The sequence below is a fragment of the Bounagaea algeriensis genome (assembly GCF_054491375.1).
In genome coordinates this window covers 1,710,396-1,724,746 of record NZ_CM137102.1, presented here as the reverse complement: position 1 = coordinate 1,724,746, position 14,351 = coordinate 1,710,396, and the positions used below count along the sequence as shown (strand labels likewise).

General features: G+C 69.8%; 9 protein-coding genes. 3 read left to right on the top strand and 6 right to left on the bottom strand.

The features are described 5' to 3' along the window. Positions 1-3: 3 nt before the first annotated feature. Positions 4-1,632: an amidohydrolase gene (locus tag ACVGV2_RS07780; RefSeq protein WP_459165370.1), complete on the top strand. Its 1,629-nt coding sequence runs from the start codon at positions 4-6 to the stop codon at positions 1,630-1,632. Here ACVGV2_RS07780 and ACVGV2_RS07775 read toward each other — a convergent pair. Further along, the gene (locus tag ACVGV2_RS07775) at positions 1,611-2,501 is read right to left on the bottom strand and encodes a serine hydrolase (protein WP_459165369.1); all 891 of its coding nucleotides are present in this window, start codon (positions 2,499-2,501) and stop codon (positions 1,611-1,613) included. The genes ACVGV2_RS07780 and ACVGV2_RS07775 overlap by 22 nt on opposite strands. 270 nt (positions 2,502-2,771) lie before the next feature. On the opposite strand from ACVGV2_RS07775, the gene ACVGV2_RS07770 reads away from it, so the two are divergent. Both ACVGV2_RS07770 and ACVGV2_RS07765 read left to right on the top strand, forming a co-directional pair. Then, on the top strand, positions 2,772-4,346 hold the full coding sequence (locus tag ACVGV2_RS07770; RefSeq protein ID WP_459165368.1) for an aldehyde dehydrogenase family protein: 1,575 nt from the start codon (positions 2,772-2,774) through the stop codon (positions 4,344-4,346). 29 nt (positions 4,347-4,375) lie between these two features. Further along, positions 4,376-5,518: an NAD(P)/FAD-dependent oxidoreductase gene (locus ACVGV2_RS07765; protein WP_459165918.1), complete on the top strand. Its 1,143-nt coding sequence runs from the start codon at positions 4,376-4,378 to the stop codon at positions 5,516-5,518. Between the two features lie 53 nt (positions 5,519-5,571). Here ACVGV2_RS07765 and ACVGV2_RS07760 read toward each other — a convergent pair whose 3' ends face one another. From ACVGV2_RS07760 to metH, 5 genes are all read right to left on the bottom strand, one after another. After that, complete coding sequence (locus ACVGV2_RS07760; protein ID WP_459165367.1) at positions 5,572-6,966, bottom strand: FAD-binding oxidoreductase; 1,395 nt, start codon at positions 6,964-6,966, stop codon at positions 5,572-5,574. A 79-nt stretch (positions 6,967-7,045) separates the two neighbouring features. Continuing rightward, positions 7,046-7,939, bottom strand: coding sequence for a methylenetetrahydrofolate reductase (locus ACVGV2_RS07755; protein ID WP_459165366.1), 894 nt, complete (start codon positions 7,937-7,939; stop codon positions 7,046-7,048). A gap of 119 nt (positions 7,940-8,058) precedes the next feature. Continuing rightward, positions 8,059-8,943: a mycobacterial-type methylenetetrahydrofolate reductase gene (locus ACVGV2_RS07750; protein ID WP_459165365.1), complete on the bottom strand. Its 885-nt coding sequence runs from the start codon at positions 8,941-8,943 to the stop codon at positions 8,059-8,061. Between the two features lie 285 nt (positions 8,944-9,228). After that, on the bottom strand, positions 9,229-10,692 hold the full coding sequence (gene ahcY, locus ACVGV2_RS07745) for an adenosylhomocysteinase (protein ID WP_459165364.1): 1,464 nt from the start codon (positions 10,690-10,692) through the stop codon (positions 9,229-9,231). A gap of 75 nt (positions 10,693-10,767) precedes the next feature. Next, positions 10,768-14,343, bottom strand: coding sequence for a methionine synthase (gene metH / locus ACVGV2_RS07740; protein WP_459165363.1), 3,576 nt, complete (start codon positions 14,341-14,343; stop codon positions 10,768-10,770). Positions 14,344-14,351: the final 8 nt, after the last annotated feature.

Below are 14,351 nucleotides of genomic sequence, written 5' to 3'. Positions count from 1 at the left end.
GGCATGCGTTCTTCGCACGCCGACGTCGCGTTCCTCGGCGGACCTGTGGCCACCATGGACGCCGCCCGCTCCTGGACGGACGCGGTGGCGGTGCGCGACGGACGAATCGCCGCGCTGGGGCGGACCGCCGTGGACGAGCTCGTCGGCCCGGGCACCGATCTGGTCGACCTGCGCGGCCGGTTGCTCATCCCCGGCTTCTTCGACGGGCACGCACATCCGGTCTACGGCGGGTTGCAGCGGCTGCGCTGCGATCTCACCGACAGCGCCGACGCGCGGGACGCGCTGCGCCGCATCCGTGACTACCTGCGCACGCACGATCCGGACTGGTTGCTCGGCGGCGGCTGGGATCCGGGCCACTTCCCGGCAGGCACGCCGACGCGCGAGACCCTCGACGAGGTCACCGGGGACCGTCCCGCCTACCTCGTCAACGGCGACCAGCACGGCGCGTGGGTGAACACGGCCGCGCTGCGACTGGCCGGGGTCGACCACGCCACGCCGGACCCTCCCGACGGCCGAGTGGAGCGCGACGAGCACGGCCACCCCAGCGGAACGCTGCACGAGGGCGCGACGCGGTTGGTGGCCCGCGCGCTGCCGACGACCTCCACCGAGGAGTACCTCGCCGCGCTCGTGGAGGGCCAGCGCTACCTGCAGGCACGGGGCGTGGTGGGCTGGCACGACGCGATCATCGGTGCCTACCTGGGCTACGAAGACACGCTGGAGACCTACCTCGCCGCCGATCGCCGCGGGCTGCTGACGGCGAAGGTGCGCGGCGCGCTGTGGTGGGACCGCCGGCGCGACATCGAGCAGATCGACGAGCTCCGGCAACGCCGCGAGCGCGCCCGCGGCGAGCGGTTCCGCGCGGACGCGGTGAAGATCATGCAGGACGGCGTGTGCGAGAACTTCACCGCGTCGATGTTGCAGCCGTACCTGGCGCAGCGGGACACGGGGATGGCCTTCGTCCCGCGGGAGACGCTGCTGCGCGCGGTGCCGCAGCTGGACGCCGAGCAGTTCCAGCTGCACTTCCACGCGGTGGGCGACCGGGCGGTGCGCGACGTGCTGGACGCGATCGCGCTGGCCCGGCAGAGCAATTCCTCCGCGGCGCGGCACCAGATCGCGCACGTGCAGGTGGTCCACCCGGACGACCTGGTCCGGTTCCGGGGACTCGGGGTGGCCGCGACGGTGCAGGAGGCCTGGGCGGTCAACGACGCCGCGATGACCGAGCTGACCGTGCCGCACCTGGGCTCGCGGCGCTCGCGCTGGCAGTACCCGTTCCGGTCGCTGCGCGCGGCCGGGGCGGTGCTCGCCGCGGGCAGCGACTGGCCGGTGTCCGAGGCGGAACCGCTGCGCGCGCTGCACGTCGCGGTGAACCGCACGGATCCGGACGTGCAGGCGGAACCGTTCCTGCCGGAGGAGCGGCTCGAACTGGTCGACGCGCTCGCGGCGCACACCGCTGCCACCGCCTGGGTCAACCACATGGAGGGCGGCACCGGCACGGCCGAACTCGGCAAGGCGGCCGATCTCGTCGTGCTCGACCGCGACCCGTTCACCACCGACGCCGCGCACATCGCCGACTGCCAGGTCGATCTGACCATGGTGGACGGGCGCGTGGTCTACGAGCGCCGCACCGGCTGAGCGGCGCTGCCCGGCTCCGCCCTGTCCACCGGTTCGGCCCTGTCCGCCGGATCGGCCTTGCCCTCCGGCTCGACCCTGTTCGCCGGATCGGCCGGGAGGTGCCGCGGTGGCAGCGCGGCGAAGGCCGCGCGCCCGATCCGGGCGATGTGGGTGCACGCGGCGCGTTCGTCGTCGAGCCGGTCGGTCAGCACGGCCACGACGCATTCGGGCTCGTCCCTGCCGAGCAGCGCCACGTCGTGGCGGTGGCCGGCGATTTCACCGGTTTTGTTCCAACTGCGGGCGTGTTCCGGCAACTCGGCGGGCAGCCGGTCGCGCACGTGCTGGCGCGACAGCGTGCGCAGGGCGTAGCGGGCCGCTTCCGGACCGAGCGCGTGGCCGGTGGCCAAGCGGTCGAGCACGCGCGCCTGATCGAGCGCGGTCGTTTCCAGCACGCCCGGCTCGTCGGTGGTCATCAGGTGCCGCTGCGCACGCGTGTCGTTGCATCCGAGTTCACCGGCGAGCTCGTCGACGGCGGTGAAGCCGACGAGGTCGAGCACGGCGTTGGTGGCGGTGTTGTCACTGATCGCGATCATGAGCGTGAGCAGGTCGGCCAGCGGCAGCCGCCGGCAGCGGAGGTCTTTGAGCACACCGGAGCCGCCGACGCGCGCGGTGGGCACGGGCACGTCGGCGCTCAGGCTGAGCTCGCCGCGTTCGACCGCGCGCAGTGCGGCGATCAGCGGCAGCGTCTTGATCGTCGAGGCCGCGTGCACCACCCGCTCCTCGTCCAGCAGCACCGGTTCGCGTTCGCGCAGGTGCCAGGCCGCCAGCGCGAGACGCCCGGGAAACCCCCGCCACGGCGCCTGCTGCACCAGTGCTTCCGCGAAAGCCATGCCCCACTCCGATGTCGACTGCACGTCCCGCGCGACGACCACCACACGAACGAGTGATGCTCGTGGCAGGTGCTTCCGCACCACCCGCGCACAGCCCGCTCCAGCTCGCCCCAACCACGCGGTTTCCCGGCCACGCAGCAGCACCCGCACGGGGCGGAATCGCGAAATCATGCTTCTGGCGCTCCGCGCAGGTCCCCGAAAGGCTATACGGTTCCCACGAGGAGGCGCGCGAGGAGGCTTGCCCCCGTTCGACAGGAATGAGGTGCCCCGGTGCAGTCGACAGTACGCTCCGTAATCGGTACCGACCCGTCCGCCACCGCGCCGGTCGACCGCTATACCTCGTACAACCCGGCGAACCTGCAGGACACGGTCGCCGAAGTGCACCTGGACGGCCCCGCGGAACTCACCCGGGCCGCTGAGGTCGCGCAGCGGGCGCAGCGCGACTGGGCACGCACGCCCGCCCCCGTGCGCGGCCGCGCCGTCGCCGCTTTCGGCCGGCTCGTGGAATCCAACAAGCAGGCCCTGGCCGCGATCGTCACCCGCGAGATCGGAAAACCCCGCACCGAGGCGCTCGGCGAGGTGCAGGAGATCATCGACACCTGCGACTTCTTCGCCGGTGAGGGCCGCAGGCTCTACGGCCACACCGTCCCCTCGGAGATGCCGGACAAGCAGCTGTTCACCTTCCGCGCCCCGGTCGGCGTGGCCGCGGTGATCACCGCCGGGAACTTCCCCGTGGCGGTTCCGTCCTGGTACCTGGTGCCGGCGCTGCTGGCCGGCAACGCCGTGGTGTGGAAACCGGCGGAGTACGCAGCGGCGACCGCGCGGGCGCTGGCCGAGCTGCTCTGGCGCGCGGGGATTCCGCACGGCGTGCTGAACCTCGTCTTCGCCGCGGGCCACGATGCCCAGGAAGGGCTCGAGCAGGCGCTGCAGGCCGGCCACGTGCACAAGGTCGGTTTCACCGGCTCGACCGCGGTGGGCTCGAAGATCGGCGAGCTGTGCGGGCGCCACCTGCAGAGCCCCTGCCTGGAGCTCGGCGGGAAGAACCCCATGGTGGTGGCACCGGACGCGGACGTCGACCTCGCGGTGCAGGGCGCGCTGTTCTCCGGCTGGGGCACCGCGGGCCAGCGCTGCACCTCGCTGGGAAACCTGATCCTGCACCGCGACGTCCACGACGAGTTCCTGGGCAAGCTGGACGCCGCCCTGCGCGCGGCGACGCTGGGCGAGCCCACCGGCGACGTGCTCTACGGCCCGCTGCTGGAGCGCAAGTTCGCCGAGCGCTTCGAGAAGACGCTCGAGACCCTGGGCGAGCACCACGCGGTGCTCGGCTCGGAGTTCACCGGTCGGATCACCGGCGAGGCCCCGCGTGCCGGTTTCGCCGGCGACCCCGCCACCGGGCTGTACTACCACCCGGTGCTGCTGTCCGGGATGCGCACCTCCGATCCGGTCTTCCAGCAGGAGACCTTCGGCCCGATCGTGGGCGCGATCAGCTACACCGCGCTCGACGAGGCGATCGAACTGGGCAACGCGCCGGGCTACGGCCTGTCAGCGGCCGTCTACACCAACGACCCGTCCACCGCGTTCCGCTTCCGGGAGGGCATCAGCGCCGGGATGGTCAGCGTGAACAACTCGACCTCCGGCGCGGAGGTGCACCTGCCGTTCGGCGGCAACGGCGCCTCCGGCAACGGCAGCCGGCTGTCCGGCACGTGGGTGCTCGACCAATTCACCCGGTGGCAGTCGTTGAACTGGGACTTCTCCGGCAAGCTGCAGAAGGCGCAGATGGACGTGTCCACCGTGGAGCCGGAGTGGGACTACGCGTTGCCCACCGAATTCGGAGGTGTGCGGTGATTCCGGCCAGGCGAGGAACCACTCCCCCGCTGCCCGAGCGGACCGACGTCGTGGTGATCGGCGGCGGCGTGGTGGGCGTGAGCATCGCCTTCCACCTCGCCGAGGCCGGCGTCGGCGTCGTACTGGTGGAACGCGACGAGCTCGGCAGCGGCAGCTCGAGCAAAGCCGCCGGCGGCGTGCGGGCGCAGTTCTCCGATCCGGTCAACATCGAACTGGGCAGACGCAGCCTGCAGGCCTTCGAGCAGTTCCACCGGCGCCCCGGAGCTGAGATCGACCTGAAGCAGCCGGGTTACCTGTTCCTGCTGTCCACGGCGGCCGACACCGCCGCGTTCGAACGCAACGTCCGGCTGCAGAACGAGTGCGGCGTGCCCAGTCGCATGCTCTCGGTGACCGAGGCCTGCGATCTGTCGCCGTACGTCTCGGCGGACGGACTGCAGGCCGCGGCGTACTCGCCCACCGACGGGCACTGCACCCCGGAAGCGGTCGTGCAGGGCTACGCCGGCGGTGCCCGCGCGCACGGGGCGGTGCTGCTGCAGCACTGCGCCGCCACCGGCGTCGAACTGCGCGGTGCGGAGATCACCGGAGTGCACACCGAACACGGCACCGTCCGCACCTCCGCGGTGGTCTGCGCCGCGGGCGCGTGGTCGGCGCAGGTGGGCGACTGGGTCGGCATCGACATCCCGGTCCGACCGCTGCGGCGCCAAGTACTGGTGAGCGAACCGATCCCCGAACTACCGGCGGACCTGCCGTTCACGGTGGACTTCGCCACGAGCTTCTACTTCCACGAGGAAGGCCGCGGGCTGCTGATCGGCATGTCCGATCCGACCGAGAAGTTCGGGTACAACACGAGCACCGACGACGGATGGCTGACCGGACTGTCCACAGTGGTGTCACATCGCGCGCCGCTGCTGGCCGAAGTGGGCGTTGCGCACGGCTGGGCGGGCCTGTACGAGGTCACCCCGGACAACAACGCCGTGCTCGGCCGCTCGTCCGCCGTCAGCGGGTTCTGCTACGCCACCGGCTTTTCCGGCCACGGGTTCCTGCAGGCACCCGCGGTCGGCGAGGTCGTGCGCGATCTCGCCCTCGACCGCACCCCCGCGGTCGACGTCACCGGACTCGGCCTCAAGCGCTTCGCCGATGCCGAGGTCCGGCCCGAGCACAACCTCGTCTGACCGGTGTGGATCGATGCGGGAAGCCCGGCGCAGGAGCCCCCGGAGCGCTGCGGTCACACGGGCGGGCCGAAGACCTTGCCCGGGTTGAGCACGCCGTGCGGGTCGAGGGCGTTCTTGACCGCGTCGTGCATGTTCACCACCGGCGCGCTCAGCTCGGAGTGCACGCCCTTGAGCTTGAGCAGGCCGACCCCGTGCTCACCGGTGACCGTGCCGCCGAGGGCGAGCGCATCGGCCACGATCTCGTCGAAGGCGCGCTGCGCGCGCTGCCGGGCGGGCTCGTCGTCCGGCGGAGTGATGATCAGCGGGTGCAGGTTGCCGTCGCCGGCGTGCGCGATGTTCGCGATCGTCGTCTCGTGCCGCCGGGCCGAGCTCTGGATCCGCTCGAGCATCTCCGGCACGGCCGCCCGCGGCACGCACACGTCCTCCGTGAGCACCGGGCCGAGACGTTCCAGCGCCGGATACGCCAGGCGCCGGGCGGAGAACAGCATCTCGGACTCCTGCTCGTCGGTGGAACGGGTGGTCCAGGTCGCGCCGCCCTTGTCGAAGCAGTCGAGCAACGCCTGCGTCTCCGAGTCCCCGGCCGCGCCCGGCGAGTCGGTGCGTCCGAGCAGCAGCACCTCCGCCTCGTCGGACAGGCCCATGTTCTTCCACTCGTCGACCGCGCGCAGGCAGTGCCGGTCGAGCAGTTCCAGGGCCGAGGGCACGATCCCGGCCGCGGCCACTTCCGCCACCGCGTGCCCGGCGTCCACGAGCGAGTCGAAGTAGCCGACGACGGTGCGTTCGGCGGCGCGCTGGCCGGGCAGCAGCTTGACGGTGATCTCGGTGATCACGCCGAGCGTGCCCTCGGAACCGACGAGCAACCCGCACAGGTCGTAGCCGGCCACTCCCTTGGCGGTGCGGCGGCCGAGCCGCACGACCTCGCCGGTGCCGGTCACGACCTGCACCTCGAGCACGTAGTCGCGGGTGACGCCGTACTTGACGCAGCACACCCCGCCCGCGTTGGTGGCGGTGTTGCCGCCGATGGTCGACCAGGGCGAGCTGGCCGGGTCCGGCGGGTACCACACGCCGTGCTCGCGGCAGGCCGCGCGGAACTCGTCGTTGACGACTCCGGGCTGGACCACGGCCAGCTGCTCGCGCGGGTTGATCTCGCGGATGGCGTTCATGCGCTCGAACGAGAGCATGACGCAGCCGTCGAGCGCGTTCGCCCCGCCGGACAGGCCGGTGCCCGCGCCGCGCGGCACGACGGGCGCGCCGGTGCCGATCGCCACCCGCACCACCTCGGCGACTTCCTCGGTCGTGGTGGGGCGAACCACCGCAGCGGGTGTGCCGTGCGGAGCCCACTCGGCGTCGTCGTGGGCGTAGCGGGCCGTCGAGTCGGGGTCGGTCAGCAGCGCCGCGGCGTCCAGCTTCTCCTCCAGCGCCGTCAGCAGCCCGGTGGATCCCGGCATCGTGCCCTCCCGTGCGTGGCCGTTTTCCGCCACCGTATCCCACGGGCGGAGGCATGCCGTCCGGTCCCGAGCGGCCCGCCTACGCCGTCGCGAAGACGCCGTCGACCAGTCCGAGATCGCGCACCACTTCCAGCGTGGCGCGCGACCGGTTGAGGCTGTGGAAGTGCAGGGCGGGCACGCCTTCGGCGATCAGCCGCTCGCACAGCCGCGTGCTGATCTCGAGGCCGGCGGCGCGGAAGTCCGCCGGCTGCTCGCGCAGCGGATCGAGCCGGTCGGACACCTCGGGCGGGATCGGCACGCCGGCGAGCCGGGTGAACTTGTCCAGCACTCGCGGCGTGGTGATCGGCATGATGCCGGGCAGGATCGGCACGTGGCAGCCGCGCTGCGCCAGCCGGTCGCGCAGCCGCAGGAAGTACTCCGGCTGCAGGAACAGCTGCGCCACGGCGTAGTCCGCTCCGGAGCGGATCTTGTTCAGGGTGTGCCGCGTCTCGGTCTCCACGTCCGGCGAGTCCGGGTGCGTGTGCGGCGTTGCGGCCACACCGGTGGAGAAGTTGCCGCATTCGCGCACGAGCCGCACGAGCTCGTCGGCGTGGCGCGGCCCGCCCGGGGTGGACACCCACTCGGCTTCGGGCCCGCCGGGCGGGTCGCCGCGCACGGTGAGCAGGTTGTGCAGGCCTTCGGCGGCGAACGAGCCGAGCACGTGGCGCAGTTCACCGACGGAGTGCCCCGCCGCCGTCAGGTGCCCCACCGGCAGCAGCGTCGTTTCCCGCGCGATGCGGCTGGTCGTGCGCAACGTGCGTTCGCGGCCGCGGGGTTCGGACGGGTAGGTCACCGACACGTAGGCCGGGTCGAGCGGTTCGAGTTCGCGGATGGCCCGCCACAGCCCGCGTTCCTCGTCCGCGCTGCGGGGCGGGGAGAACTCGACCGCGAACGCGGTGCGTTCCGGGGTGAGCCGGTCGATCACGTTCGTCATGCGCGCTCCTCGACGCCGTCGTCGACATGCGGCGAGCAGTGGTCATCCGCCCGCGCACGCGGACCGGCCGCCCGCACCCGCGTCCGCCGCAGCGGCTGCGGGGTGCGAGCGGCCGCGTGTCAGGCGGAGTGCGGGGACCAGTGGTCCAGCATCTCCGCGAAGGTGTCGAATGCTGGCTTGGAATAGCCGTACGGCGCTTCCAGGTGCAGGCTCATGCCGAAACCGAGCCCGTGCACGCCGTCGACGACCCGCTTGTACAGGTCCACCAGCTTCTTCTTGCGGTCGGCGAAGGACAGCTCGGTGAGTTCGGCGACGAACCGCTGCTCGGCCTCCACCGCCGGGTTGCCCGGGTCCTGGATGAGCCAGTCGATGAGCTTCTTGTCGGACTCGAAGCTCGGCACGAACCCGAACGAGAGCAGGACGTCCGGCCGGTGGTCGGTGGTCTTCGCGAATTCCTGCAGGAAGTCGACGATGGCTTCCGAGTACAGCAGCTGGGTCATGCCGAACGTGGCCCCGCTGTTGCACTTGAAGTCGAACCGCCCCTGTTCCCCTTCCCGGGTGGGGATGAGGATGCAGCCGCGGTTGGGCACCGTCTCGCGGTAGCGGCCGAGCGCGTCCGTGGGCGCGACGAGGCCCTCACCGTCCTGCATGGTGCGCGGCACGCCGACGAAGATGATGCCTTCCATGCCGGCCGCGCGTAGGTTCCGCACGCGCTCGTCGAGCTGCTGCTCGTCGTGGAACGGGGTCACCTGCGTGCACAGCGCCCGCACGTCCCCGATTTCCGGCTGCACCGCGCGCCAGAAATCGATCACGTCCATTTTCTGTTTGATGTCGACCGGGCGGTCGTCGTCCTCCGGAATAATTCCGGGCATCATCAAGTGGTCGATCTGACCCGCGAGCCCTGCGGCAGCGCTGTTCTCAGCGACCTTGCGGCCTTCCTCCACGGCCCGCTGCGGACCGCCATCCAAATCAGGCGGAACCAATTCGAGTGCGATCGTGTCCATGTCGGCCTCAGGTTTTCCTTTTGTCGACGTCGGTCACTTCAAGCAGGGACCGTCTTGCTCACCCGTCCGCACAATACGTGCGCGGGACGGGATTCCTGACCAAACGAAAAGCGGTGTCGAAAAGCATACCGGATCTGCCCGGTGCGGTTCGAGCGTCGGCACCGGGATCGACGCGTTGCTCGCACCGGCGTGCTCGCCGTGGCGCGGCGGCGGGGTGGCCGCCGCCGGTGTGCCCGGCGGCGGCCACGGCCACCGCAGCGGAGGCCGCTGCGAGAACCAGTGCGATCAGTAGCGGTAGTGCTCGGGCTTGTACGGGCCCTCCACGTCCACGCCGATGTACTCGGCCTGCTCCTTGGTGAGCTTGGTGAGGTTGACGCCCAGGGCGTCGAGGTGCAGCCGTGCGACCTTCTCGTCGAGGATCTTCGGCAGCATGTAGACGTCCTTGTCGTACTCCCCGGCCTTGTTGAACAGCTCGATCTGGGCGATCGTCTGGTTGGTGAAGGAGTTCGACATCACGAAGCTCGGGTGGCCCGTGGCGTTGCCGAGGTTGAGCAGCCGGCCCTCGGACAGCACCAGGATGGAGTGGCCGTCGCCGAAGGTGTACTCGTGCACCTGCGGCTTGATCTCCTGCTTCTTGACGCCGGGGATCGCCTCGAGGCCGGCCATGTCGATCTCGTTGTCGAAGTGGCCGATGTTGCCCACGATGGCCTGGTGCTTCATGCGCTTCATGTGCTCAGCGGTGAAGACGTCGAAGTTGCCCGTCGTGGTGATGAAGATGTCGGCGAAGTCGACGACCTCTTCCATGGTCTTGACTTCGTAGCCCTCCATCGCGGCCTGCAGGGCGTTGATCGGGTCGATCTCGGTGATGATGACCCGGCAGCCCTGGCCGCGCAGCGACTCGGCCGAACCCTTGCCGACGTCACCGAAGCCGGCGACCACGGCGACCTTGCCGCCGATGAGCACGTCGGTGGCGCGGTTGATGCCGTCGATGAGCGAGTGGCGGCAGCCGTACTTGTTGTCGAACTTGGACTTCGTGACCGAGTCGTTCACGTTGATCGCCGGGAACAGCAGGTCACCGGTCTTGACGAGCTCGTAGAGCTTGTGCACGCCGGTGGTGGTCTCCTCGCTGACGCCCTTGATCTCCTTGGCCGCCTTGGTGAACCGCTGCTTGTCGCCCGCCAGGCTGTCGCGCAGCACCTCCAGCACGACCTTGAACTCGGCCGGGTCGTCCGCGGTGGGCTGCGGGACCGCACCCGCGTTCTCGAACTCGGCGCCCTTGTGGACCAGCATGGTGGCGTCGCCGCCGTCGTCCAGGATCATGTTCGGACCCTGGCCGCCGGAGAAGCCCTGGAACAGCTGGTTGGTGCACCACCAGTAGTCCTCGAGGGTCTCGCCCTTCCAGGCGAACACGGACACGCCCTGCGGCTTGTCCGCGGTGCCGTTCGGGCCGACGACCACGGCGGCCGCGGCCTCGTCCTGCGTGGAGAAGATGTTGCAGGACACCCAGCGCACCTCGGCGCCGAGCGCCACGAGGGTTTCGATGAGCACCGCGGTCTGCACGGTCATGTGCAGCGAACCGGCGATCCGGGCACCCTTCAGCGGCTGCGACGCGGCGTACTCCTTGCGCGTTGCCATGAGGCCGGGCATCTCGTGTTCGGCCAGCCGGATCTGGTGCCGGCCCTGCTCGGCCAGGTTCAGGTCGGCGATGGCGAACTCGAGACCGTTCACCTGTTGCAGCTTCGCGGTCATGATTTCCTTTCTCTGTTTCCCCAACCGCTTTTCGGCGATCTCGCTGTCCCGGGAGGAAGGTGCGAGCGGTTTCGGTCAGGTGTTGAAGTACTTCGCCTCCGGGTGGTGCAGCACGAGCGCGTCCGTGGACTGCTCGGGGTGCAACTGGAGCTCATCGGACAGTTCGACGCCGATGCGTTCGGGCTCGAGCAGGTCGATGAACTTCTGGCGGTCCTCCAGGTTCGGGCACGCGCCGTAGCCCAGCGAGAAGCGGGCACCGCGGTAGCCGAGCTTGAAGAACTCCTCGACGTCGTCCGGGTCTTCCGCGGCCACCGACTGACCGGAGGTGAACTGCAGGTCCTGGCGGATGCGGCGGTGCCAGTACTCCGCCAGCGCCTCGGTCAGCTGCACGCTGAGACCGTGGATCTCCAGGTAGTCGCGGTAGTTGTTGTTGGCGAACAGCGAATCGGCGTAGTCGGCGATCGGCTGGCCCATCGTCACCAGCTGCAGGGGCAGCACGTCGACCTGGCCGGTCTGCTCGGCCCTCTCCCGCGACTGGAAGAAGTCCGCCAGGCACAGCCGGCGCTCCCGCTTCTGCCGCGGGAACAGGAAGCGCGTGCGCTCCTGCGCGTCGGGCTCGTCCTTGTCCAGCACGATCAGGGAGTTGCCCTCGGAGACGACGGGGAAGTAGCCGTATACCAGCGCCGCGTGCTGCAGGATGCCCTTCGTGGACAGCTCGTCCATCCACGCGCGCAGCCGGGGACGTCCGTCGGATTCGACCAGTTCCTCGTAGGTCGGCCCGTCGCCCTTCTTCGTGCCGCGCAGGCCCCACTGGCCGAAGAACGTCGCCCGCTCGTCCAGCAGCTGCAGGTAGTCGTTCGCCGACAGGCCCTTGACGACCTGCGAACCCCAGAACGGCGGGGTCAGCGCCGGCAGGTCCGTGGCCACGTCCGAGCGCACGCTCTCGTCGTAGAGGTCCGGCTCCGGGCCCTGCTCGGCCTTGCGCTGCTCGGCGATGCGCTCGGAGCGCTTGCGCCGCTCCTTGCGCGCCTGCTTCTTCTCCTTCTCCTTCTCGGACTCCTCGACCGCTTCGCCGCGCTTGATGGACATCACCTGGTCCATCAAGGACAGACCCTCGAAAGCGTCCTTGGCGTAGCGGACGTCACCCTGGTAGACGTCGTCGAGATCGTTCTCCACGTAGGACCGGGTGAGCGCGGCGCCGCCGAGCAGAACGGGGTACTTCTCGGAGATCCCCTTGGAGTTCATCTCCTCGAGGTTCTCCTTCATGATCACCGTGGACTTGACCAGCAGACCGGACATGCCGATCGCGTCCACCTCGTTCTCCTCCGCGGCTTCGAGGATGTCGTTGATCGGCTGCTTGATGCCGATGTTGACCACGTCGTAGCCGTTGTTGGAGACGATGATGTCCACGAGGTTCTTGCCGATGTCGTGCACATCGCCCTTGACCGTGGCCAGCAGCAGCTTGCCCTTGCCGCCCGAGTCGTCCTTCTCCATGTGCGGCTCGAGGTGGGCCACCGCGGTCTTCATGATCTCGGCCGACTGCAGCACGAACGGCAGCTGCATCTGCCCCGAGCCGAACAGGTCGCCGACGACCTTCATGCCCGCGAGCAGGTGGTCGTTGACGATCCCCAGCGGCTTCTTCTCCTGCATCGCCGCGTCCAGGTCGGTCTCCAGACCGTTGCGGGCACCGTCGACGATGCGCTTCTCCAGGCGCTCGAACAGCTCGAGCTCGGCCAGTTCCTCCTCGATCGAAGCGCCCGAGGACGATGCCGACTTGCCCTCGAACATGGTCATGAGCTTCTGCAGCGGGTCGTAGTCCTCGCCCCGCCGGTCGTAGACCACGTCGAGCGCGACCTGGCGCTGCTCCTCGTCGATCTTGTGCATCGACAGGATCTTCGAGGAGTTCAGGATCGCCGAGTCCAGGCCCGCTTCCCGGCACTCGTTGAGGAACACCGAGTTGAGCACCTGGCGCGCGGCCGGGTTGAGACCGAACGAGACGTTGGACAGGCCCAGCGTGGTCTGCACGCCCGGGTGCCGGCGCTTGAGCTCGCGGATCGCCTCGATCGTCTCGATGCCGTCCTGGCGGACCTCCTCCTGACCCGTGGTGATCGGGAAGACCAGGCAGTCGATGATGATCGCCGACTCGTCCAGGCCCCACTTCTCGGTGACATCGGAGATGATCCGCTCGGCCACCCGCAGCTTCCAGTCGCGGGTGCGGGCCTGGCCTTCCTCGTCGATGCACAGGCCGACGACGCTGGCACCGTGCTCGGCGACCATGTCCATCACGCGCTGGAAGCGCGAGCCCTCGCCGGCGCCGTCCTCGTAGTTGATCGAGTTGACCGCGCAGCGCCCGCCGAGGTGTTCCAGGCCGACCCGCAGCACGTCGTACTCGGTGGAGTCGACCATGACCGGCAGCGTCGACGAGGTCGCCAACCGGCTGGCCAGCTCCTGCATGTCGACGGTGCCGTCGCGGCCCACGTAGTCCACGCACAGGTCGATCAGGTGCGCGCCCTCGCGGGTCTGCGCCTTGGCGATCTCGACGCAGTCCTCGTAGCGCTCCTCGATCATCGCCTCGCGGAACGCCTTCGACCCGTTGGTGTTGGTCCGCTCGCCGACGTTGAGGACCGTGTTCTCCTGCTGGAACGGCACGGCCTGGTACATCGACGACACCGACGGGACGATCTCCGGCTGCCGCGTCTTCGGCGGGAGCGAGGAGACCGCCCGCACCGTCGCGCTGACGTGCTCCGGCGTGGTGCCGCAGCACCCGCCGACCAGCCGGGCACCGTAGTCGTTGACGAACCCGGCGAGCGCCTCGGAGAGCTCCTCGGCCTGCAACGGGTACCAGGCACCGTTCGGGCCCAGCTGCGGCAGGCCGGCGTTCGGCATCACCGAGATCGGCACGGTGGCGTGGTCGGCGAGCACGCGCAGGTGCTCGTGCATCTCGTCCGGGCCCGTCGCGCAGTTCATGCCGATCATGTCGATGCCCAGCGGCTCGAGCGCGGTCAGCGCGGCGCCGATCTCGGAGCCGACCAGCATGGTGCCGGTCTGCTCCACCGTCACCTGCGCGATGATCGGCAGGTGGCGGCCGGTCTGCTCCATCGCCCGCTTGGCGGCGACGATCGAGGCCTTGGTCTGCAGCAGGTCCTGCGAGGTCTCGACCAGCATGACGTCGGCGCCGCCCTCGATCAGCCCGACCGAGGCCAGCTGGTACGCGTCACGCAGCTCCGCGTACGGGGCGTGGCCGAGCGTCGGCAGCTTCGTGCCGGGCCCCATCGAGCCGAGCACGAACCGGGGCTTGTCCGGTGTCGAGTGCTCGTCCGCCTCCTCGCGGGCCAACGCCGCGCCCTTGTGGGCGAGGTCCTGGATGCGGTCCTCGATGCCGTACTCACCCAGGTTCGGCAGGTTCGTACCGAAGGTGTTCGATTCGATCGCGTCCGAGCCCGCCTCGAGGAACCCGCGGTAGACACCGCGGACCACGTCCGGACGAGTCTCGTTGAGGATCTCGTTGCAGCCTTCGAGCTGGTTGAAGTCGTCCAGCGACAGGTCGTAGGACTGCAAGGCCGTCCCCATGCCGCCGTCCGCGACAAGGACACGTTCGTCGAGCGCCCTGAGGAATCCGCTCGGATCGTTGTTCCGGTCTTTGTTGACCATGACGCTGT

What these genes read in the sequence shown, in the direction of transcription:
- ACVGV2_RS07780 (WP_459165370.1), top strand. Translation starts at nt 4, where the DNA reads ATGCGTTCTTCGCACGCCGACGTCGCGTTCCTCGGCGGACCTGTGGCC.
- ACVGV2_RS07775 (WP_459165369.1), bottom strand. Translation starts at nt 2,501, where the DNA reads ATGGCTTTCGCGGAAGCACTGGTGCAGCAGGCGCCGTGGCGGGGGTTT.
- ACVGV2_RS07760 (WP_459165367.1), bottom strand. Translation starts at nt 6,966, where the DNA reads ATGCCGGGATCCACCGGGCTGCTGACGGCGCTGGAGGAGAAGCTGGAC.
- ACVGV2_RS07755 (WP_459165366.1), bottom strand. Translation starts at nt 7,939, where the DNA reads ATGACGAACGTGATCGACCGGCTCACCCCGGAACGCACCGCGTTCGCG.
- ACVGV2_RS07750 (WP_459165365.1), bottom strand. Translation starts at nt 8,943, where the DNA reads ATGGACACGATCGCACTCGAATTGGTTCCGCCTGATTTGGATGGCGGT.
- ahcY (WP_459165364.1), bottom strand. Translation starts at nt 10,692, where the DNA reads ATGACCGCGAAGCTGCAACAGGTGAACGGTCTCGAGTTCGCCATCGCC.
- metH (WP_459165363.1), bottom strand. Translation starts at nt 14,343, where the DNA reads ATGGTCAACAAAGACCGGAACAACGATCCGAGCGGATTCCTCAGGGCG.